The organism is Paenibacillus sp. FSL R7-0273 (genome assembly GCF_000758625.1).
GTDB lineage: Bacteria > Bacillota > Bacilli > Paenibacillales > Paenibacillaceae > Paenibacillus_AQ.
The window spans coordinates 2,137,323-2,159,699 of record NZ_CP009283.1 but is presented as its reverse complement, the minus strand read 5'-3'; the positions used below and the strand labels follow the sequence as shown (position 1 = coordinate 2,159,699).

Sequence of the window (22,377 nt, the reverse complement as noted above, 5' to 3'; positions counted from 1 at the left end):
TAAAACCGATACCTTACATCGTCAATGCTTATGTCAGGTATTTTTAATAACAATGTAAGATATTCTGACGCTTTGGTGAATATCTCTCAGCTTGTCTTAAACAGCAGCATAAGCTATCCCGCTGAATGCAAAACAGCCGTCCAGCCCGCCGGGAAAGCGGGAAAGACGGCCTTGCCGACAGCAGGTGCTGCCGGGTTAATCAGGCAATCGGAGCAGCTTCGAGCGATTCAGAGAACTTACGCCCCACAAGCGGAGCAAGCTTCTCCAAATCTCTCAGCAGCTTATCAAACTGATCCGGGAACAGGGATTGAACCCCGTCACCTGTCATGGAATTATCAGGATCTGTATGCATTTCGATAATCAGACCATTAGCGCCGGCAGCGACGGATGCCTTCGCCATCGGCTCTACCAGCTCGCGGCGGCCGGTTCCGTGGCTCGGGTCGGAAATAACAGGCAGATGGCTCAGGCTCTGAAGAACAGGGATTGCAGACAGGTCGAGCGTATTGCGGGTGTAGGTTTCAAAGGTCCGGATACCGCGCTCGCAGAGCATAACATCACGGTTACCGCCGGCAAGAATATATTCCGCTGCATTCAAAAGCTCATCATAGGTTGCACTGAAGCCGCGTTTAAGCAGCACAGGGCGGCCGCAGGTGCCCAGCTTGCGCAGCAGATCAAAGTTCTGCATGTTGCGCGTGCCCACCTGCAGAATGTCGGCATGCTCCGCACAAATGTCAACATACTCCGGCGTCATAACCTCGGTAATGGTCAGCAGGCCGTGCTTTTTGCCGGCCTCGGCCATCATAGTCAGTCCTTCAACGCCAACACCCTGGAAGCTGTAAGGACCCGTACGGGGCTTGAAGGCTCCGCCGCGCAGCACCTGGCCGCCGGACGCCTTAACAAGACGCGCAATTTCATCAATCTGCTCAGGTGACTCCACTGCACACGGGCCGCCCATAACAACGAGATTCTCGCCGCCGATCTTTACGCCGCGGATATCAATTATGGTATCCTCCGGATGGAAATCGCGGCTGGCCAGCTTGTAGGATTTGGTAATCTTAACAACATTCTGCACGCCCTTCATCTGGCGCAGATGCTCGGCAAGACTCGGCGTAACCCCGCCGATCAGCCCGATTACCGTATGGTCTGCTCCGCGTGACAGGTGAACCTGCAGCCCTTGCTTTTCGATAACGGCAATAATATCATTTACCTGCTCCTGCGGTGTCTGGTTAGAAGTAATAACGATCATATGATAGCTCCCCTTTTAGGATATTATAATTATGGATGTTCTCTTGATGTAAAAATACTATTTCGCTACGACGCGTGTGCGCTTTTAAGCACTAAAGTAATTTTAGCGCAAATTGCCGCTTACGTCAACTTTTTTCCAGCCCAAATCGTCGGCTGTTCCATTTATTACTATACTAGCGCTCTATGTATGGAGATTATTGTTAAATGCCCCGTCTAAATCCGTTCTGCACAAAAACACCCGTCTCCCAAATAAAGGAGGCCGGGTGCGGCTGTATACATGTGAAATAGAGAACGAATAAGTTCAAAGCCGGATATGGCTTGATCAGGTAGTACTTGTCGTTTTATTCTTGACCGGCGGCAGCAGCTTCGCCATGTTCACCGTACGCTTGATCTCCCAGGTCTCAGGCTTCTGCGGATCATACTGCTCCAGATAGTTAATAAGCTCCTTGGTAATCGGTGTAGGTGTTGAGGCTCCTGAGGTTACCCCTACCTTGTTAACTCCCCGCAGCCATTCGATATTCAGCTCGGACACATCTGCAATCCGGTGGGCAGGCGTACCTGCAATCTCTTCCGACACCTGTGCCAGACGGTTGGAGTTATTGCTGCGCGGATCCCCTACGACGATCACCAGGTCGCACTGCCCGGCCTGCTCAGCCACAGCCTCTTGGCGTACCTGTGTCGCCATACAGATCTCATTATGCACCTCAGCGCCGGGGTAGGTTTCCAGCAACTTTTTCATAATATGCTTGATATCCCACTGGCTCATTGTGGTCTGGTTCGTGATCACAATCCGCGAGGAAGTCACATTGAGGCCTGCAATCTCTTCTTCCTTCTCAATCAGATGGACATGCTCCGGTGCAATACCGACGGCGCCTTCCGGCTCCGGATGCCCCTTCTTGCCGATATAGATAATCTCGCAGCCTTCGTCTACCTTCTCCTTGATCAGGTCATGCGTCTTCGTCACATCCGGACAAGTCGCGTCGACTGTAGTCAGCCCTTTGGCGCGGGCAAGACGGCGCACTTCAGGCGAAACCCCGTGTGCAGTAAAGATCACTGTGCCGCTGTCCACCTTATCAAGAATATCCAGACGGTTATGACCGTCAAGCGTAATAATTCCATCGTCCTCAAAGGAATTCGTAACATGACTGTTATGTACAATCATGCCAAGTATATAAATCGGCCGGGGCAGATCGAGATTCTGGGCAGCCTGCCTTGCCATTACCATGGCATCTACGACACCATAGCAATAGCCCCGGGGAGAAATTTTGATGACTTCCATATATGTTCACCGGCTTTCTGCTGTCAATGACGGCTGTAATAGGACCAGTCTATTATACCCTATTCCAGCGGCGGAGCAAAGAGAAGCGGCAGCCAGATGATAAAGGTGGTCCCCTCACCCTGGCGGGTAACTACCTCGACGGAGCCTCCGTGCTCATCGATAATCCATTTGGCAATGGACAGGCCTAGCCCGATTCCTTCCGTCATTCCCCGTGATTCATCCGCCCGGTAGAAGCGGTCAAAGATATGCGGGACCTCATCCTTATCCATCCCGATACCGGTATCCTTGATCCGGATGCCCACCTGATTCTGGTAGAATACAGCATCCATCATAACCTCGCCGGAAGGCGTATACTTAAATGCATTGTCGATAAAAATGAACAGCATCTGCTGCAGGTAATCCTTATTGCCGACAATGTATTTGCCGTTCATCTGGCTCAGGTCACCGATGGACCAGTCAGACTGGCGCGGCAGGAACGAGGCCCGGCGTGCTACCTCCGTCATGAGCGGCTCCAGTGCAACCGGCTCCTTGTCAAAAGTACGCCCGGTATCCGCCCGTGCCAGCGAGAGCATATCGCCTACCAGCCGGCTCATCCGCTTCGACTCATCGGCAATATCCTTGACGGATTCAATGGACAGCTGGCGGATTTCCGCCTCGCTCATCCGGCTCTGATCCGGGTCCATCTCCCACACCTTCTGCAGCAGGTCGATATTGCCGCGGATCGTTGTAAGCGGTGTCCGCAATTCATGCGAAGCATCCGATACGAATCTGCGCTGGGTGGCATAGGAATCCTCAAGCTCCCTGTAAAAGCCCTCCATACGCCCAAGCATGCTGTTAACCGTCTCAATCAGCCGTCCGATTTCATCCGGAGGCCCGTTATATTCAATCCGGGAGCTGAGGTCGTTGCCGGTCTGAATCCCGTTGGCTGCCTCGATGACCATCCCGATCGGACTCATCGATTTGCGTGCCAGGAAGAGGCCGAAGGTAAACGCGGCAATCAGCGTGGCAAAGGAGCCCACAAGCAGAATATTCTGAAGCCGGTTCAGCATCGTGACCTGTTCCCCTGTATATACCGCCACCTGAAGCACACCAGGCATAGCCGCATTGTTAACGTTGATCTCGGCAGCAATCTGATAAATCAGAAACGGATCGCCGCCATACGATGCCTGCAGAAACCCCTGGTGGCTGCTTAGCTCTGCCTTAGAGGGGATTTTAAACTGCAGATCAATCTCTGTCATATTCGGGCTTGGGATCAATTTATCCACATCATAAATATATACCTGGGCGAACAGGCTCTGCCCTGCAGGGCCGCCCAGCACCAGATCAAGCGTTCCATTATTGTAATTCCAGACCGACTTGGGCTGAACCTTTGTCGCCTGCTCCCTCAGCCGGTCCTTCAAATCCCCATACGTGTTGAAATAGACAAAACCGTAAATTGCGGCTGACAAGGCCAGCAGCATAACGGCCAAAATTCCTGAATACCAGGCTGTCAGCCGCAATTTGATCGACATTAATTGTCACCTCTTAAAATATAACCGGCTCCCCGGATGGTCTGAATTAACCGTTTGCCGCCATGCTCCTCCGTCTTCTGGCGCAGCATCGCGATATATACCTCAAGCACATTAGATTCCCCGCTGTAATCATAGCCCCAGATCTTGTCCATAATCAGGTCCCGGGACAGCACGCGCTTCGGATTCTGCATGAACAGGTGCAGCAGCTCAAACTCCTTGGCCGTCAGCTCCAGACGTTTGCCGGCGCGGGTCACCTCACGTGAATCCACATCCAGCGTAATGTCCTCGTAGGCCACCGTCTGATCCGGCGTTCCATTCTGCTCACTCTTGCGGCGGAGCAGCGCACGCACACGGGCCAGGAGCTCTTCCAGTGCAAAGGGCTTTACCAGATAATCATCTGCTCCCAGGTCCAGTCCCTTGACACGGTGTTCGATTTCATCCTTCGCGGTCAGCATCAGCACAGGAACATTGCTGCCTCCCTCGCGCAGTCGCCGGCACACCTCGAAGCCGTCCACCTGCGGCATCATCACATCCAGAACAACCACATCCGGGTCACCGTTCAAAATTTCACGCAGCCCGTCCGCACCGTTGGATGCGGTTTTGACATCATAGCCTTCAAAGGCAAGGCCGCGCCGCAGCATGGAAGTAATCTTTTCATCGTCATCAATAATCAATATATTCGGTCGCATCAAACAGCCCCCATTGTCCAGTTCGTTATCTTTCTATTGTAGCATGAATCGTCCGGATTCACGTCCAGCAGCAGCACAAACGGAAGGGTTGCCCCTTCCGCCTGCATACCGTCCGGTGTGATTACTGCTCCTGAGTCTGGGTTTGGGTGGTATCAAAATCATTTTTGTTGCCGATAGTAACTGGAAGCTCCAGTGTTTTACCGTCACGGACAACATTAAGTGTAACCTGGTCCCCGACCTTCAGGGACTGGATATAGGTAATCAGCTCCTGGCTGGTCGCATACTTTGTGCCGTTCACGCCTGTAATGATATCGTAAGGGCGCAGGTCTGCAGTATAGGCAGGCGATTTGAATACAATCTCCGCTACTACCGATCCTTCAGTAATATCTGTACCCATCTGCTGTGCAACCTGATCCGTAATGGTCATCAATGATGCGCCGATGAACGGAACCGGCTCCTTAGGAATTTCCTGGTTAGCCTCCAGTTTGTCTACAACCTCTTTAATGGTGTTGACGGCAATCGCAAAACCGATACCCTGCGATTCTGTACTCACGGCCACGTTCATCCCGATTACTTCGCCGTTCAGGTTAAGCAGCGGTCCACCGGAGTTCCCCGGGTTGATCGATGCATCAGTCTGCAGCAGGTTTTTGTAATTGCGTGTACCGCTGCCGTCTTCCTCGTTAATATCGATGCTGCGTCCTTTCGCACTCAGCACACCTGCTGTAACCGTATGATCAAAGCCCTGCGGGTTACCGATCGCCACAACCTCGGAGCCGACCTTGAGGCTGTCAGAATCACCAAGCGCTACTGTAGGGAAATCTGCACCTTCAATTTTCAGAACTGCAAGATCCAGGTCTTTGCTGGAGCCGAGCAGCTTAGCCTCATAAGGCTTGGTGGTTCCGTCAACAGTAACCTGGATTACATCGGCACCGTCAATAACATGCTGGTTCGTAAGAATGTAGCCTGAAGATTCGTAGATAAAGCCTGTTCCGATACCGTAAGGAGTCAGCTGGGAATCCGAATTATTCTCAGACTGTGACTGCGAGTTGCGGTCCGTTCCGGAAGAACCGCCTCCAAACTGGTCACCGAAGAAAAATTGCGAGAACGGATCGCTCATGTTCGGATTAGAGGAGCTTCTGCTGGAGCTTTTCACTAGTGTATCAATTTTCACCACAGCCGGTCCTACTGCATCTACTACATTGGAAACATCTCTTGTTCCGGTAAGCAGCGAGGTTGTAGATGAGGATGGTGTCACACCTGCGCTGCCGACAGCTGATTTAGCTGTAGTGCTTGCTACCGTTGCTGTAGCTGCCTGATCACCCGTGAACCAGTTGCCCCGGTCTGCCATAAACATCGAGCCGGATAATACAACCATCCCGGCCAGGAAGGATACCAGCACTGCTTTTATCGGCTTCTTAGGCTTGCGGTTGTACTGCCAGCCGTTTCCGCCATCCGAACCGTTCCCGCCATTTCCCCGTCCGCCGTTACCGTCATATCCGTTCGTGCGGAGCGAGGTGCTGTAAGGAAGCTGCTTGACCGGCTGAGGCGCATTGACCTCTACGCGTTCAGGCTCACGGCGGTTGTAATGCTGTCCGTTATCCTGGTTAGCTTCTTCATTGTTAATCGATTTAAAAGGTCCGTACGAGTAATAGTAGGATGAGCCGGAGTCAGTTGGCTGAGACTGGCCGTGGTCGGCCGCATTATCATTATTAGTGCTGTTATTAGAAGTATTTGAATGATCCCATTCCCGGCTTGGCGTCGGTTCGTTATCACGATTAAAGTTATTGAAGCTGTTTTTGTTGTTGTCCATGTTTACTTTCCTCCCGTGCCTTGTCTGTCTGACAAGGAGTATTGTGTTTTCTTCTTGTTCTTATTTTGTACTTTAAACCTTAACTCTACATTAAAAACAATTTAATCAGAGATAAAAGATGACCGAATTTTATGCCTGAACGTAAAAAAGATACAAAAAAAGTCCCGGTGCGCAGCTGCACCGGGACTTTTTCGCGGATATCTTCTAAAAGTATATGCTTCTCTAACCCTGTGCCCATCCTTTACGGTGGGCATAAATCGCCAGCTGGGTGCGGTCATCCAGCTCGCATTTCATCAGCAGGTTGCTGACATGCGTCTTGACCGTCTTGATGCTGATGTGCAGCTCCTCACCAATGTCCTTGTTGGTCTTGCCTTCGGCAATAAGCAGCAGCACCTCCTTCTCACGTTCGGTCAGGCCGGATGAGTCCCCCTGAACCGTCCGCTGGCGGATGCCGCGGGTTAAAGCCTGCGACACATCGCCGGTCATAACCGGCATGCCGCGGTATGCGCCCTGCAGCGCGTAGATCAGCTCTTCAGCCGAAACTGTTTTAAGCACATAGCTGACAGCTCCGGCTTCAATAGCATCGACTACAAGATCATCCTCAAGGAAGCTGGTTAGAATAACGATTTTGAGGCCGGGAAATTCAGCCAGTACAGCCCGGGTGGTCTCGGCTCCGTTCATCACCGGCATCATCAGATCCATCAGCACCAGATCCGGCAGATTCTCCTGTCCCCAGCCGCGCAGCGTATTCAGGGCCTCTTGACCGTCTCCAGCTTCACCTATCACTTCAAACTTCGGGTCAAGCATCAGATAGGTTTTGAGCCCCATCCGCACCATGTCATGATCATCCACCAGCAGCACCTTTATGACACTCATATCTGCTCCTCCTGTTCCTGATTGCCCTGTACAAACTTTGGTATATGTACGCGGATCGTCGTCCCCGCTCCTTTGCGGCTGATGATCTCCGCTTGTCCGCCCAGCTTCTCTGCACGCTCGCGCATGGTGGTCAGTCCGTACGAGCCCTGCTTATGCTGCACATGCTCAAACCCCCGGCCGTCATCACTGATGCTCAGCACGACCTGCCTTGGCGTCTCACGCAGCGACAGGCTGACTACACGTGCTCCGGCATGCTTGACAATGTTAGCCATGGATTCCTGAATAATCAGAAACAGCTGGTGTTCAATCGCCTCCGACAGCTCGCCCTGCAGTTCAAGCTCCTTGACACCTTTAAGCCCGTTCTGGCGGCAATAGTCCGGGAACCATTTCTCCAGCGCCTCAAACAGATTGCGGCCCTCCAGCTCCACCGGACGCAGCTGGGCAATCAGCGCCCTCATCTGCTTTTGCGCCATCTGCGACATGGTGATCAGCTGGTCCATGACTATGATACCCTGCTGTTCATTGCGTTCAAGCACTTTAGGCAGCGAAGAGGCGGACATATGGATCGCGAACAGCTGCTGGCTCACCGTGTCATGCAAGTCACGGGCCATCCGCCGCCGTTCCTCCAGTACCGCACTCTCTGCCGCCTTTTCCTTCTCAATCACTTCCTGCTCGCCAAGCCGCTGCAGAATCTGCATTTTATTCTCAACCGTATCCATCATGATATTGAACTCGTGGTACACTCTGGCAAAGCTCTGGTCGTCACTCTCCGGCATCCGTACAGACAGATTGCCTTTGGCTACCTGAAGCATGTTCAGGTCGAGATGATCAATCCGCCGCTGGATCCGCTGTCCGGCCATGTAGCCGACAATAATATTAAACAGCACGATCCCGATAATAAGGTACAGCCACATCCGGTAATCCACGACCTCAATATAGCCCAGGCATGTCCCTGCATAGACCAGACCGGCAGCAACGCCGCCGCCGAGGAGGAAATAAAGCAGCAGCAGCCATTTGGTATTACTGAAGATAGTCCCCATCATCAGCCCACCGTCTTAACCTTGATGTCACCGATGAAAGCGCTGACGTTAATCCGGATCTTTTTACCCGCTTCCTTATAATATGGGGTCTTGCACTGCACACTGCTCATAAAACCGCTGCGCGTCTGCTCCAGCACCTGCATGTCACCGATGAAGGAGCTGCTGTTTACCGAAACACCCAGGTCCATATCATCGGGAATATACACCTTGATGTCGCCAACGATCGCTGAAATGTTGATTTTGGTCTCGCCATAAGGAATCTGTGCATTGGTGAGATCAAGCACTGTGTCTCCGATGAACTGTGAGATGTTCGTGTGCTTCAGTTGAAAATACTCCTTGCCCATATGCACGTCGCCGATAAACGCCGAACGGTTGGTTGTATCCTTATGGTTATGCTCTTCATGGAACTCCTCATGCCATTCACCGTGTCTGCGGGCATGACGCTCCTGGCGCCGCTGCTCATGGCGTTCCCGGTTCTCCTTCCAGCGGGCTTCCGGACCCGACTGGAAATACCCCTTCCGGCTCTCATCGCCGTCCGGCTCTTCCTGATCTTCCTTGGACAGATAACCCTTCCAATCACGTTCTCCGGCAGGCTTGCCGAATTTCTGCTCGAACTGCTCATCCAGTGTGGATTCCAGCGGCTTCGGAGGCGGGGCCTGCTCATGTGTCCCGGGTCCGGGCGGATAGAAATCCGGTGGCGAGGAAGGTGCCGGCGGTACAGGCGGTATATTGCGTCCGCGCGGTCTGAAAATTACATACAAGCCTCCTCCGATTAGCATCACCGGGAAGAGAAGCTTGAAGAAATCACCGGGAGAGACATTGAACCACTCCAGATTCCGTCCAAGGAAATACACCCCGAGCGCCAGGAAAAAGAATCCCCAAAATGCCGATGAGCCCTTTGAGCCGTTGTCATTCGTAGACAGGAAATTTTGCAGCCCCATCCAAATCAGAACCAGCGGCCAATAGTCGGAGATCAGAGAGCCTATGCTGAAATCGGTATAGCCCATCTGTCTCAGCAGAAACATCCCGCCGAGTCCGATCAGGATCAGTCCTCCAAGAATCTGGCTGGTAAATCTTCTTTTCATCCTGCATTTCCCCTTTATGCTGTCATATTCGCCTTCATGCGTAACTTATAATCCCAGTCTACAGTATTAAGAGGTTGGGGAACAGCGGCGTGAGAAGGAATACTGTCTCAGTCTCGGGACCGAGCCTTCTGGGATTTTAAGGAATATGTATTGAAAATGAAAAAGGACTGCTCCGCCGCCCATGATTGGAGCGGACCGGAACAGTCCAGTTTTAGCATATCGGTGTTTTCTAAGCGGTCACAGCATTACTGCTGCGGTTTTTGCACCGGCTTAGCAAATGTACCCTGCTTAGTTGCGCCGTCGTTTTCAACAGCAAACTCAGCATTGTATTTTTCATTCGGTGTTTGATAGTTCTCTGTTACCTTTGGTTTTTTAGCCACTGGAATTCACCCCCTGAGTGTTTTCGTCAAGGGCACTACCTGTGCCCCAGTCAGTATTATGGGGAGTCCAGGTACGTATTATGCATCTGCAAGTGAAATAAATTTCAATTGTGCAGCAACCTCACAGCTTCTAAATAATTTCTTCAAGCAGGTCCTGCGGGACTGTCTTATAAGTCTTGATTGCCTTGCCGAGATCCTTGATCATGCTCTCCGTGCATTTTCCGTTACCGCGTTTGATCAGCTGAACGACAACCGTCTTTTTACCCCATTCCTTATACACCTGCTTGGTGGTGGCAAAATACAGGTCAATCTTCCGCCCCTTGATCGCTGAACCGGTATCGGCAACAACCGCATAACCGTAATCCGGAATGTAGAGAATGCTGCCTAGCGGCAGAACCTTCGGATCGGCAGCAATGGTCGAAACCGCATTTTTGTCACGGCGCACCTTGACTCCGGAATAAGTAATACCGTATTGCGGATGCTTAGAGGTTTTGCCCGTAGACTCGTAGCCTGCCGTATATCCGGTAGCCGTAACCTTCAGCGAAGTAATAATCTGCTCTGGCGCCGGTGCGGCTACAGGAACTGAAGCCGGCTGCTGCTTGGCTGCGGTATCCGGCTGCTTGGCGGCTGGGGCCGCAGTTGGCTGCGGGGCTGCTGTCGGCTGCGGGGCTGCTGTCGGCTGCGGGGCTGCTGTTGCAGCCGGCTTCACCCGCGAAGTCCCTCCGAGCTGTGAAGCTCCTGTAAAGAAAGCCTCCTGTGAATGCTCAATGGCACGTCCGGTGGTCCGTTCCTCCTGCTGAGCCTTCCCGTTAATGCTTGTAAAGAAGGGCGAACCCTGTGTATTTTGAAAATCATCTGCTTTTATTGTGCCGTAGCTCAGCCGGTCTGTAATATCCGCGGTCCCTCTGGCCTCAGCGGGTTTCTGACCGTAATCCGGATAGATACCCGCAACAGCTGATATTAGCACTGCTGTAACCATTACACACCAAAGCCTCTGGCATAAGCCCATTTTGTTCATTTGATAAACCTCCCCCTATTAGCGAAGGTTTCCCGTTTCACAAAATTTTATACATAAAGCGCTGTAAGGCGGCTTTATGCGGCTTATGACAGAGGCTGTTCAATGTATAGCTATGAGCCAGCTAACAGGCCCTGTGTGATCTTAAATAACGCGTTCTGAAATATCCTTGCTCAGAGCTGCAATGACTTCATCCAGCGGCTTGGCGCCGATATCGCCTTCTCCGCGCTTGCGGATGGAGACTGTGCCGGCATTCATTTCGTTCTCACCGACAACGAACATATACGGAAGCTTCTCCAGCTGGGCTTCACGGATTTTGTAGCCAAGCTTCTCATTGCGCAGATCCACTTCAGCACGGATGCCGCTTCTCTGCAGCTTCGCTTCCACATCCTTGGCGTAATCGTCAAAAGCTGACGATACGGGGATAATCTTGACCTGCTGCGGCGACAGCCACAGCGGAAGGGAGCCGGCAAAGTTCTCCAGCAGGAAGGCTACAAAACGCTCCATTGTCCCCAGAATACCGCGGTGCAGGACAACAGGACGGTGCTTGTTGCCGTCGTCTCCCACATATTCCAGCTCAAAGCGTTCAGGCAGCAGGAAGTCGATTTGCACAGTGGACAGGGTCTCTTCCTTGCCCAGGGCAGTCCGGATCTGCACATCCAGCTTCGGTCCGTAGAAAGCAGCTTCGCCTTCCGCTTCAAAGAACGGCAGTCCGGCTTCTTCTGCTACCTCGCGCAGCATGCGCTGTGCAGTCTCCCACATTTCATCGTTCTGGAAGTACTTTTCAGTATCCTGCGGATCACGGTAGGACAGGCGGAAGCGGTAATCGTGAATACCGAAATCGCTGTATACCTGCTTGATCAGCTCAAGCACGCGTTTGAATTCGCTCTTGATCTGGTCCAGACGGCAGAAGATATGGGAGTCATTCAGCGTCATGGAGCGCACGCGGTGCAGACCGGTCAAAGCGCCGGACATTTCATAGCGGTGCATCGTGCCGAGCTCGGCAAGCCGGATCGGCAGATCACGGTAGCTGTGCATGGAGCTCTTATAGATCATCATGTGATGCGGACAGTTCATCGGACGGAGCACGAACTCCTCGGTATCGATAACCATCTTAGGGAACATATCCTCCTGATAGTGCTCCCAGTGACCCGAGGTTTTATAGAGCTCAACATTACCGAGAACAGGGGTGTATACATGCTGGTAACCGAGGCTTGCTTCCAAATCTACAATATAGCGCTCCAGAATGCTGCGCAGCTTGGCGCCCTTAGGCAGCCAGATTGGCAGACCCTGTCCGACCAGCTGATTGAAGGTGAAGATTTCAAGCTCTTTACCCAGCTTGCGGTGGTCACGCTTCTTGGCTTCCTCCAGCAGGTGCAAATACTCATCAAGCTGTGCCTTCTTGTTCCAGGCAGTACCGTATACGCGCTGCAGCATCTTGTTCTTGCTGTCTCCGCGCCAGTAAGCGCCGGCTACGTTCATCAGCTTGAATACTTTGATCTTGGAAGTGGACGGCACGTGCGGGCCACGGCACAGGTCAAAGAATTCACCCTGCTCATAGATCGAAATAACACTGTCTTCAGGCAGAGCCTCAATCAGCTCCAGCTTGTAGGGGTCACCCAGCTCACCGAAAATGTCAAGCGCTTCCTTGCGGCTGACTTCCTTGCGTACAATCGGCAGATTCTCGTTGACAATCCGTTCCATTTCCTTCTCGATCTTCAGCAGATCCTCCGGATTAAGCGGATGCTCCAGATCCATATCATAGTAGAAGCCGTCTTCAATAACCGGACCCACACCAAGCTTAACTTCCTTTGCACCGAACAGGCGTCTGGTTGCCTGAGCCATCAGGTGAGCTGTACTATGACGGACAACCTCCAGGCCTTCTGGTGAATCCAGTGTAACAATCTCTACAAGAGCGCCTTCCTCAAGCGGTGTCGACAGGTCAACGACTATTCCATTGAGCTTGCCTGCAGCCGCATTCTTACGCAGGCCGCTGCTGATCGAGGCGGCTACATCCTCGATACTGCTGCCGTTTTCATATTCCCGGACCGATCCGTCCGGCAGCTTGATACTAACTGACATTGTTGTTCCTCCTAATGGTTGGTTAACGAAAGCCCTCAGGGGCAGCTGAATACTGCGGCACGAAGCCATCCACGCATACAAAAAACACCCGTCCCGCGCAGGGACGAGTGATTGCACCCGTGGTTCCACCCAAATTCGATTCTGTACCAGAATCCTTCGTCAGCATGGGAATAACGGCCATGAACCGGCGGTTCTTACTATCCCGCAGCAGGCGCACCGGCCGGCCGGAAGTTCATAACCGCAGCTACAAAGGGGTAGACCGGAAGCCGGATACCGGAGGGACTTGCAGCCTTGGTGCCCTCTCTCTGTAGCGGTCCTGAATCAACGATCCATGTCTTTGTCGAAGCTATTAACGTGAATTATGCAGTAATTATAAAGCTGTCCGCAGCATCAGTCAAGCCTGTATCTGCCCGGGAACCGCCAGCCTTCAGCAGGAGCTGACAGAAACAGCCTTATATTGCGCCTGAGTTAGCGCAGCCATAGCATAATCCGCTTCTCCGCTTACTCCTCTTCCCGGCGTTTCTTCCCCGGCAAGCGGCCCGCGCGCTTCAAAGACTCACGCAGCAAATATTCAATATGCCCGTTTACGCTGCGAAATTCCTCTCCCGCCCAGCGCTCCAGTGCTTCATACAGCTCCGGATCAATCCGCAGCGGAAAGCTCTTCTTGGCCGCCATGATTTATCATCCCCTAGTACAACGAACCGGCATTAATGACCGGGCTCGCTCCGCGTTCCGACACAATGGCCACCATCAGGTTATTAATCATCGCAGCCTTGCGCTCTTCATCAAGCTCAACCACACCGCTCTCTCTAAGCTGACGGATTGCCATATCCACCATGCCGACAGCACCTTCAACAATAATCTGCCGCGCCGAGAGAATAGCCGAAGCCTGCTGACGCTGCAGCATCGTGCTGGCAATTTCCGTAGAGTACGCCAGATGCGTCAGCCGCGCTTCAATTACCTCTACCCCGGATAAGGACAGGCGCTCCTGTAATTCCACAGCAAGCTCCTTGGCAATCTCGTCTGCATTGGCCCGCAGTGACATTCCCGATTCAGTAAAGTTATCATACGGATATTTGCTCGCTACATGACGGAGCGCCGTCTCACTCTGAATTTCCACAAAAGCCATATATTTATCCACATCAAACAAAGCCTTTGCAGAATTGATAACCTTGAACACAATCACCGCCGCAATTTCAATCGGATTTCCTTCCACATCATTTACCTTCAGCTTGACGCTGTTGAAGTTACGCACCCGCAGCGAGACAGTCTTGCGGATACTGAACGGAATAACCGCCCACATCCCGCTCTTCACGATGGTTCCGACATACTGTCCGAAGAAGGTGACCACCACCGATTTATTCGGCTGTACGATTGTGATGCTTGTGCACAAGATTCCTGCAGCTATGAACAGAATGAGCGGTACCGCCACATATTCCTGAGACGCCCCGTATATCCCACCTGCCAGACAGACCACAATCAGTGCAATAACCCAGAACCCGCTTACCGGACGTAATACTTTCTCCTTCATAAACAGCACCTCCAAAAGATATGTATTTGATATAATTATGATATCACTTTTGGATGTAACTGTAAATCATTTTTCTATAAAATAATCGCCCAATTCGATAAAAATCACTGCGCTTCCTCCCTGCCTCTTCTATACTACAAATCTAAGAAGTCATTCTTCTATATAAAATATGAAATAAGGACGTGACCTTCATGAGCGTAAAAGAACAGGTACTGGACATTATCAAAGCAGCAGCAACCCCACTCAGTGCAGGTGAGGTAGAAAAGCTCTCCGGCCTGGAGCGCAAAGCCGTTGACAAGGCCTTTACTGAGCTTAAGAAGGACAATGCCATTGTGTCCCCCGTGCGCTGCAAGTGGGAAGCTGCTGTGAAATAAATAACCGGTATACAGGACAGGCCCATGCGTTATGCGCATGGGCCTGATCCATCCGGAGAATAAAACGTATCAATGAAAGAAGCCCCCTGTCATCCTCAAATGGCAGGGGGCTTCTTCTATTATATAACTGCTTTATTAAGACGCTTGGTTATTAAGCATACGGTAGATAATTACTGCAGCCTGGGCACGGTTCGCCATGTCCTTCGGTGCAAACTTACCGCCGTCTACCCCGTTAACGATTCCCAGCTGAGTCAGCTGTGCTACAGCTTCCTGAGCGTAAGGGGCAATCGAGGTCTTGTCGGCAAATCCCCCAAGAGCCGCTGAAGCATCCACCGGCTCCAATTGCTCCGCAAGGGCATTGACGATCATAATTGCCATTTCTTCACGGGTAATTCCGCGTCCCGGCTCGAACTTGCCGTTGCCGGTGCCCTTAACAATACCTGCGCTTACAGCAGCTGCGATAGAATCTGTGTACCATACTCCTTGCTTCACATCGTTAAACGCTATGCCTGATACAGGAGCATTCAGGTTCAATGCACGTACCAGCATCGTTACAAACTCAGCACGGGTTACTGTTTTGGCCGGTGCGAACTGTCCATTCTCCAGACCCTTTACAATACCCTTTGCAGCCAGGGAGCTGATCGCTTCCTGTGCCCATACTACCTTGCCCAGATCACTGAATGTGCCTGGTGCTGCAGATGGAGCCGGGGTTGCCGATGGTGCAGGCGTTGCCGATGGGACAGGGGTTGCAGCCGGTGCCGGAATACCGCCCGGAATTGCGGCCGGAGCCTTGTTGTTGGTAATACGGCCATCCACCTTAGCTGTAATCGCCCCGCCCTTGAATGTGTCTACAATGTAATCATAGAATACATCCAGATCGATCGGACCAGGTACTTGCTTACTGGCTTTGGTAAGTACAGTGTAGTTATCACCGCCTGCGGCCATAAAGTTATTTACCACCGCAGTATAGCTCGTGCTCATTTCAATCGGTGTACCGTCTGCTTTGGTCAGACTGGAAATACGGTCTTTTACCGGCAGATACATTTCAGCCGAGTATTTCAGGCCGGAAATCTGCAGTGTTTTAACATCAGCACTTCCGTCAGCCTTCACTGCCCATTGCTGCTGGAGCAGGGTTTTGATCTGCTCACCGGTAAGGGTCAGCTTCACCAGCGTATTGCCGAACGGCTGGATTTTGGCCAGATCACCAAAGGATACATTGCCCTTAGGAAGATCAGCACGGATACCGCCCGGATTCATGAACGCGAAATCCGCTGCTGCGCCGTCACCGAAATCAGCCGCACGCATAGCATCCGCAATCAGGTTGCCCAGCGGAGCTTCATTGTTGTAGACATCTGTACGGGTAATTGTACCGTCAGTTGTACCTACAGGCTGAGTCAATTCAGGGTGCTTAGCCAGATATTTATTTACCAGAGCTACTGTTTCAGGGTCTGGTGTTACGCCGTCCTGGAAGGTGGAGGTTACCGTTGCAGACATCGATTTCACATCACCTGTTGTGTGGTCGATAACGAGCTTGATATCCTCGAACGCTGTTCCGTAGGAGTAAGCCTGAACAACCAGCTTACCGTTTACGATATCATTAGCATAGCCGTGATTGTCTCCGGCCACGATAACGTCAACCGGCGAGTTCGCAGGCAGAGCTTTTGCCAGATCAGCAGCTTCACCCGTTGTTACAAAACCGCTTGCCGCATCTCCCTTTGTAGTTGCAGGGTCATGAGCCAGCACGATGATTGTTTCTACGCCTTTATCTTGAAGCTCTTTGGCATACTTCTCGATAGCCGCTACTTCTTCAGCAGCAGTCAGGAACTGCACACCGACAAGACCGGATGGAGCTACCTTGTCAGGCGTCGCTTTTGTTACCACACCGATAAATCCGATTTTTACGCCGCCTACTTCTTTAATTACATAAGGGTTGATGATCGGATTCTTGTACACACTGTCAACCACGTTGGCGTTGATGTAATCAAAATCAGCACCGGCATGATTTACACTGGTATTCTTAGGATCAACACCGCCGAAAATTTGTGTTTTGAGTGCCGCAACGCCCTGGTCAAATTCATGGTTGCCCAGTGTTCCGACATCGAATTTCATCAGGTTCATCCATTCATGGGTCGGCTCATCACGTTCGAGTGAGGATACCGGAGCGGATGCACCCACAGAGTCACCGTTATGGAAGAGCAGGGAATGTTCGTATTTGGCACGCGCCTGCTTCAGATACGTTGCGAGAACAGCAGCAGTACCTGCATTTTTGCCGCTTACTACAGAGGTAGTATCCAGCTGGCCGTGGAAGTCGTTGATTCCGATCAGGTGAACTTCAACATCCGCAGTAGGCTTTGGCGTTACTGCCTTCAGATCCATACTGTAAACAGAGAAGCCCTTGGAATCTTTAACTCCTGTATCCTTCATGTTGCCCGGCAATACCGCTGCCGCATTAGGAGAAGAAGTGAAGGTTACATTTACATTCCCCTTGATTGGAGCAATGGACCAGTTACCGTCTGCTGTAGGATCAACCGTTCCCGCTTCACTGATGTAATCCATCAGCACCTGACGGTTCTCCATCTGGGAATCGATAATCATTGTGGAGCCCTTAACGCCAGGGAAGTTACCGCCGCCGCTTGCACGGTAGTTGTTGGTAACAACGATAAATTCCTGCTCCGGCAGAATTTCCGTACCACCGTAAGTAATGCTGGTTACACGGCTGGACGCTGCATCATTAACAGTACCGTCTGGCTTATATTTAGCATTTTTGGTTACATCGATGGTGTACTGGACACCGTCAATGACGTCAAAGTTAAACACCTGGAACTGGGGATTTAGCAAAGGCTGGGCGGTTGAGATCCCCGGTTTAATCCGGTTGAACGCACCTGCGCTCATCTCAATCCAGTTCTTCACAGTCTCACCGTCAACAACAATTGCCTTCAGCGTGTTGTCGTACAGGTACAGGTCACTGGCGCTGGCAATTGTTAGATTCCCCGCTTTAATTTCAGTGTATTCTGACGGGCCGTTGCGTCCGGCCTTGAAAGGAGCACCAACACTAAGAATCGGGGTATTTCTGTACTTAGCTAAATTTGTATCAGAATGGATCAAATCAGACACATAACGCTGCTGCGCATAAGTTACGATCTGGACAGTAGGATCATCCTGCACCATGGCGAAGAAGCTGTTCATTGGAGCAGTTGTTTTTCCAAGCGGCTGATTTACGTAAACTTTAGTTGCTTCATGGTCTGCTGAAGTAACAGCGTCAATTGCCGGGTCTGCAGCAACACCAGCAATTGAACGCGTGGAGGATACAGAGCTCGCCTTATCAACTGCCCAGCCGTCAGCACTGTGTACAATTTTAAGATCAATTAGACCAAGGTATCCGCCGCCGTAACCAGCTTGTACAGCCGGAGTACCGTTAATCTGACCTTTGGTGTTGTCAATTTTAATGTCGGCTGTATTATACGGAAGTTTAGTGGTGGGATCCTTGAAGGAAGCATCCAGGTCACTTTCTTTTACAGTCGGGAAAACTTTATGTGTATGAGAGAATGTGATGGCGTCGATGCCTTGCACTTTACTCAGTTGGTTAATGTCGTTTTCTGCACCCGGATCAGATGATGCAGCCGAAGCATCAAACCCGGTGTGAGCCATAGCTACAATGACATCCGCACCTTCATCTTGCATCATAGGAACAAATTTTGCAGCAGTTTCGCTGATATCCTCAACCTTCACTTTTCCGTCGAGCTTAGCCTTATCCCACTCCATAATCTGTGGTGTAACGAGACCAATCAATCCGACCTTGACGATATGAGTTTCTCCGTCAGATCCTTCAACTTCTTTATCAATAATTACGTAAGGTTTGTATTTATTGGAGCCATCAATGTTATAAATATTTGCATTGACATACTTGAAATCTGCATCAGTATCTGTTTTGTGTGTGGCACTGCCGTTAATAGTGCGCTCGAGGTAGTCCAAACCGTAGTTAAACTCATGATTACCAAAGGTCGCCGCATCGTATCGCATCACATTCATAGCAGCAATGAGAGGATGAATCCGCTCGTCATTAATCTCAAGGTCACTTTCAATTGCCATGTACGTGCCAAGCGGGGTACCCTGAATCAAATCACCATTATCAAGCAAAAGATTGTTTCCATTCTGCTTTCTGGCTTCATTAACCAAGGTTGATGTTTTGTTGATGCCCACAGTCGATGATCCGGAATCCTTGTAATAATCCCAGCCATAGACGTTGGTGTGCACGTCGGTGGTGCTCATCAGACGCAGATCTACTGTCACTCCGGCTGCCGGAGCGGCCTCTGCCGTATCAGCTGCAATAACTGAACCTGCCAGCACACCCCCAAAAACCTGTGCAGTCAGAACTGTGGTTGCCAGAAATGATGCTACTGGCTTGTTCCATCGTCTTTCTCCCATAAGTGATTAATCCTCCCAGTTTCTCTCTTTTTGTGACCGAGGACGATTGTATCACAAGCTATTATATGAATCTAGCAAGTAACCACATATAGAGTTAATAGTTGTGCAAAATAACTTATATTCCAGTGTAAATTTGGTCAATGTTCCAAATTTTAAATCTAAAATATTAAAAACAATACATTAATTAACATAAATCCATGTCAGTTTTAGAAACACGATGACGTAACATATTAAAAAATCCGGTACTTTCCGTGTCCGCCTCTAATGTGCACTACGTTAAACTACATAATTCTATTTTTATTCAAAATAATTCATGAGTACTCATTCCATCACAGACGAAAAACAGGAAGAAATACTGACATGACCTTGGCTTCTCACCGCTCTCTTTGTAAAGCATTCATACAGAAAAGAATCCCCGCCAGACAGCGCTGCCGCTGCTTAACGGGGATTGGTTACATCCTGAATTTAATAATTAATGATTAGTTCTGCATTACAAAATCATTGTCAATCTTCGTATTCGCGTCCTCAAAGGTACGCAGAATGTCATAACGCGTGTTGCGCTGTGCCGGGATCTTGCCTGCTTCACGGATCAGCTGGGTAATCGACTCAATGTTAACCTTGTAAGTCGCACCGGCTGAAGAGACAACGTTCTCCTCAATCATCGTGCTGCCGAAGTCGTTACAGCCGTACTGCAGGGACAGCTTGCCTACCTCAGGACCCATTGTGACCCATGAGGACTGGAAGTTCTTGATGTTATCAAGCACCAGCCGGCTGATTGCTACCGTCTTCAGGTACTCCTCCGGAGTCTGCCGGTCCAGCTTAAGGTTCGTGTTGTCCGGCTGGAAGGTCCAGGAGATGAAGGCCAGGAAGCCTTCGGAATCGTATTTATTAGCAATACATTCATCCTGTGCTTCACGTACCCGCAGCAGATGCAGCGCACGCTCCTCCATACTCTCCCCGAGTCCGATAACCATGGTAGCTGTAGTGTTCATACCGATCCGGTGTGCGGTCTGCATGACATCCATCCACTCCCGCCATGAGCCCTTAAGCCGGCTGATCTTGCGTCGGGTGCGGTCATCCAGAATCTCTGCTCCCCCGCCGGGAAGGGAATCCAGGCCGGCCGCATGAATCTCGCGCATTACCTGCTCCAGCGGCAGGCCGGAAACTTCGACCATCTTCATAATCTCCGCCGGGGAGAAGGAGTGCATGGTGATATCCGGGAAACGCTGTTTGATTCCGCGGAGAATATCCGTATAGTAGCTGAACGGCAGATTCGGGTTGGTTCCGCCCTGCATCAGAATTTCCGTACCGTTTACAGCAATTGTCTCGGCGATCTTCTGATAGATGGTTTCATCCGGGAGCACGTACCCTTCCTCTGATCCCGGTCTGCGGTAGAATGCGCAAAAGCGGCAGTACACATCACATACGTTGGTATAGTTGATATTGCGTCCAATGACAAAGGTAGCCAGCGGATCGGGATGCCAGCGCTTCATAATCACATCTGCGGCCGCGCCCATTTTTTCAATTTCGTTGCTCTCGAACAGCCGGATTGTATCTTCCAGCCCGAGGCGTTCGCCTTTCAGCGTCTTATCCAGAATAAGATCTATCGCACTCACCGTTCGCAGCCTCCTTCAGGTTCCATATATTATGGTTGATTAAATTTTAAAAATAAACATATAAAAGCATTCGTCCTTCCATCCTAACATAATCCCGGCGGGTTGAGAAATATTTGATTTCGGCCATCCGGACGGCGGCAAAAAAAAGACAGCGGCGCATCAGCAGCGCCACCGTCTCTACTGTATATTTATTCAGCGGATACAGCCTGCTCCAGCTCCACGCGGGCTGCTTCCAGCGCCTGGCCCAGATCTGCAATCAGGTCGTCCGCATGCTCGATACCAACAGAGAAGCGCAGCAGCCGGTCATCTACCCCTACAGCATCACGGATTTCCACCGGAATATCGGCATGGGTCTGCACGGCAGGATAGGTCATCAGGGATTCAACACCACCCAGGCTTTCGGCAAAGGCGATCAGCCGGATATGACGGAGCAGCGGCTCGACGTAACGGGCATCTTTTACCTTAAAGGAGAAGATCCCGGTGTTGCCTGAGGACTGGCGGTTCTGAATTTCATAACCCGGATGATCCGGCAGCCCCGGATGGAATACTTCAGCAACAGCCGGATGCTCCAGCAGATAACGGGCAAGGGCCAGGGCGTTGCTCTCATGACGTTCCATGCGCAGTGCCAGCGTCTTCATGCCCTTCATCAGCTGATAGCTGTCATTAGGCGCAAGCACGGCGCCGAGGGAATTGTGCAGAACCGCCATTTCCGCAGACAGCTCCGCTCCCTTAGTTACAATCAGGCCTGCAAGCACATCATTGTGTCCCCCCAAATACTTGGTGGCACTGTGGACGATAACGTCTGCGCCAAGTTCAAGCGGGCGCTGAAAGAACGGGGTAAGCAGCGTATTATCAACGATGGTCAGCAGCCCGTTACCGCGGGCCCATGTACACACGGCCTCAATATCCGTAATCATCATCAGCGGATTGGTCGGCGTCTCGATAAAGACGGCCTTCGTCTCCGGACGGCGGGCCGCTTCCAGTCCGTCAAGGTCATTGGTATCCACATAGGAGGCTGTAATGCCGTACTTGGACAGAATCCGTTCCAGCAGACGGTAGGTTCCGCCATACAGGTCAAGAGAAACAACCAGGTGATCACCTTGTCCGAACAAAGCGAACACAGTGGTCAGGGCCGCCATGCCGGAGCTGCAGGCAAAGCCCGCATCGCCGGACTCCAGCTCAGCCGCAGCCGTCTCCAGCACAGAACGGGTCGGGTTTTTGGTGCGGATATAGTCAAAGCCGGTGCTTTGTCCAAGCTGCGGGTGGCGGAATGCCGTTGCATTATAAATCGGATAATTAACTGCCCCGGTTGCGGGATCTTCCTGTGAGCCTATTTGCGCAAGTCTGCTTTCAATCCTGAGTTTCTCGTCCATCGGTACGCCTCCTAATGTGGTGTTAATTGTAGAGTTGCTTCTATTT

Annotated in this window: 17 protein-coding genes; 1 reads left to right on the top strand and 16 read right to left on the bottom strand. The window is 51.3% G+C overall.

Annotated features, from left to right (window positions below; translation table 11 throughout):
- Positions 1-199 precede the first annotated feature (199 nt).
- From aroF to R70723_RS09125, 13 genes are all read right to left on the bottom strand, one after another.
- On the bottom strand, positions 200-1,246 hold the full coding sequence (aroF, locus tag R70723_RS09180) for a 3-deoxy-7-phosphoheptulonate synthase (protein WP_039871525.1): 1,047 nt from the start codon (positions 1,244-1,246) through the stop codon (positions 200-202).
- A gap of 321 nt (positions 1,247-1,567) precedes the next feature.
- Positions 1,568-2,524 (bottom strand): 4-hydroxy-3-methylbut-2-enyl diphosphate reductase, encoded by a 957-nt coding sequence (locus tag R70723_RS09175; RefSeq protein ID WP_039871523.1) that lies wholly within the window; start codon positions 2,522-2,524, stop codon positions 1,568-1,570.
- Positions 2,525-2,583: 59 nt separating this feature from the next.
- Positions 2,584-4,035, bottom strand: a complete 1,452-nt coding sequence (locus R70723_RS09170; protein WP_039871522.1) for a sensor histidine kinase — start codon at positions 4,033-4,035, stop codon at positions 2,584-2,586.
- Positions 4,035-4,724, bottom strand: coding sequence for a response regulator transcription factor (locus R70723_RS09165; protein WP_039871521.1), 690 nt, complete (start codon positions 4,722-4,724; stop codon positions 4,035-4,037). The genes R70723_RS09170 and R70723_RS09165 overlap by 1 nt, the downstream gene beginning before the upstream one ends.
- A 121-nt stretch (positions 4,725-4,845) precedes the next feature.
- Positions 4,846-6,534, bottom strand: coding sequence for a S1C family serine protease (locus R70723_RS09160; protein WP_039871520.1), 1,689 nt, complete (start codon positions 6,532-6,534; stop codon positions 4,846-4,848).
- Positions 6,535-6,756: 222 nt separating this feature from the next.
- On the bottom strand, positions 6,757-7,410 hold the full coding sequence (locus R70723_RS09155) for a response regulator (protein ID WP_039871519.1): 654 nt from the start codon (positions 7,408-7,410) through the stop codon (positions 6,757-6,759).
- Positions 7,407-8,453: a sensor histidine kinase gene (locus R70723_RS09150; protein WP_039871518.1), complete on the bottom strand. Its 1,047-nt coding sequence runs from the start codon at positions 8,451-8,453 to the stop codon at positions 7,407-7,409. The genes R70723_RS09155 and R70723_RS09150 overlap by 4 nt, the downstream gene beginning before the upstream one ends.
- Entirely contained in the window at positions 8,453-9,535 is a 1,083-nt protein-coding gene (gene liaF, locus R70723_RS32545) for a cell wall-active antibiotics response protein LiaF (RefSeq protein WP_039871517.1), read from the bottom strand. The genes R70723_RS09150 and liaF overlap by 1 nt, the downstream gene beginning before the upstream one ends.
- A 245-nt stretch (positions 9,536-9,780) precedes the next feature.
- Entirely contained in the window at positions 9,781-9,915 is a 135-nt protein-coding gene (locus R70723_RS34230; protein ID WP_256704618.1) for a hypothetical protein, read from the bottom strand.
- Between the two features lie 130 nt (positions 9,916-10,045).
- Positions 10,046-10,684: a 3D domain-containing protein gene (locus tag R70723_RS32835; protein ID WP_372238238.1), complete on the bottom strand. Its 639-nt coding sequence runs from the start codon at positions 10,682-10,684 to the stop codon at positions 10,046-10,048.
- Positions 10,685-11,074: 390 nt separating this feature from the next.
- Entirely contained in the window at positions 11,075-13,012 is a 1,938-nt protein-coding gene (gene thrS / locus R70723_RS09135) for a threonine--tRNA ligase (protein WP_039871516.1), read from the bottom strand.
- Positions 13,013-13,513: 501 nt separating this feature from the next.
- A complete protein-coding gene (locus tag R70723_RS32830) occupies positions 13,514-13,687 on the bottom strand; it encodes a type II toxin-antitoxin system antitoxin (protein WP_039871515.1) in 174 nt (57 codons plus the stop codon).
- A gap of 13 nt (positions 13,688-13,700) precedes the next feature.
- Positions 13,701-14,543, bottom strand: coding sequence for an SPFH domain-containing protein (locus R70723_RS09125; RefSeq protein WP_039871513.1), 843 nt, complete (start codon positions 14,541-14,543; stop codon positions 13,701-13,703).
- 191 nt (positions 14,544-14,734) lie between these two features.
- Here R70723_RS09125 and R70723_RS09120 point away from each other — a divergent pair, with 191 nt between their 5' ends.
- Positions 14,735-14,917 (top strand): hypothetical protein, encoded by a 183-nt coding sequence (locus R70723_RS09120; protein WP_039871512.1) that lies wholly within the window; start codon positions 14,735-14,737, stop codon positions 14,915-14,917.
- Positions 14,918-15,052: 135 nt separating this feature from the next.
- Here R70723_RS09120 and R70723_RS09115 read toward each other — a convergent pair whose 3' ends face one another.
- From R70723_RS09115 to R70723_RS09105, 3 genes are all read right to left on the bottom strand, one after another.
- Positions 15,053-19,342 carry a bifunctional 2',3'-cyclic-nucleotide 2'-phosphodiesterase/3'-nucleotidase gene (locus R70723_RS09115; RefSeq protein ID WP_039871510.1) on the bottom strand — a complete coding sequence of 1,430 codons (4,290 nt, stop codon included), beginning with the start codon at positions 19,340-19,342 and terminating at the stop codon, positions 15,053-15,055.
- Between the two features lie 479 nt (positions 19,343-19,821).
- Positions 19,822-20,958 carry a cyclic dehypoxanthinyl futalosine synthase gene (mqnC, locus tag R70723_RS09110; RefSeq protein ID WP_039871509.1) on the bottom strand — a complete coding sequence of 379 codons (1,137 nt, stop codon included), beginning with the start codon at positions 20,956-20,958 and terminating at the stop codon, positions 19,822-19,824.
- 188 nt (positions 20,959-21,146) lie between these two features.
- The gene (locus R70723_RS09105) at positions 21,147-22,331 is read right to left on the bottom strand and encodes an aminotransferase class I/II-fold pyridoxal phosphate-dependent enzyme (protein WP_039871508.1); all 1,185 of its coding nucleotides are present in this window, start codon (positions 22,329-22,331) and stop codon (positions 21,147-21,149) included.
- Positions 22,332-22,377 lie beyond the last annotated feature (46 nt).

Coding starts and splice junctions, on each gene's coding strand:
- aroF (WP_039871525.1), bottom strand. CDS start 1,246: ATGATCGTTATTACTTCTAACCAGACACCGCAGGAGCAGGTAAATGAT.
- R70723_RS09175 (WP_039871523.1), bottom strand. CDS start 2,524: ATGGAAGTCATCAAAATTTCTCCCCGGGGCTATTGCTATGGTGTCGTA.
- R70723_RS09170 (WP_039871522.1), bottom strand. CDS start 4,035: ATGTCGATCAAATTGCGGCTGACAGCCTGGTATTCAGGAATTTTGGCC.
- R70723_RS09165 (WP_039871521.1), bottom strand. CDS start 4,724: ATGCGACCGAATATATTGATTATTGATGACGATGAAAAGATTACTTCC.
- R70723_RS09160 (WP_039871520.1), bottom strand. CDS start 6,534: ATGGACAACAACAAAAACAGCTTCAATAACTTTAATCGTGATAACGAA.
- R70723_RS09155 (WP_039871519.1), bottom strand. CDS start 7,410: ATGAGTGTCATAAAGGTGCTGCTGGTGGATGATCATGACATGGTGCGG.
- R70723_RS09150 (WP_039871518.1), bottom strand. CDS start 8,453: ATGATGGGGACTATCTTCAGTAATACCAAATGGCTGCTGCTGCTTTAT.
- liaF (WP_039871517.1), bottom strand. CDS start 9,535: ATGAAAAGAAGATTTACCAGCCAGATTCTTGGAGGACTGATCCTGATC.
- thrS (WP_039871516.1), bottom strand. CDS start 13,012: ATGTCAGTTAGTATCAAGCTGCCGGACGGATCGGTCCGGGAATATGAA.
- R70723_RS32830 (WP_039871515.1), bottom strand. CDS start 13,687: ATGGCGGCCAAGAAGAGCTTTCCGCTGCGGATTGATCCGGAGCTGTAT.
- R70723_RS09125 (WP_039871513.1), bottom strand. CDS start 14,543: ATGAAGGAGAAAGTATTACGTCCGGTAAGCGGGTTCTGGGTTATTGCA.
- R70723_RS09120 (WP_039871512.1), top strand. CDS start 14,735: ATGAGCGTAAAAGAACAGGTACTGGACATTATCAAAGCAGCAGCAACC.
- R70723_RS09115 (WP_039871510.1), bottom strand. CDS start 19,342: ATGGGAGAAAGACGATGGAACAAGCCAGTAGCATCATTTCTGGCAACC.
- R70723_RS09105 (WP_039871508.1), bottom strand. CDS start 22,331: ATGGACGAGAAACTCAGGATTGAAAGCAGACTTGCGCAAATAGGCTCA.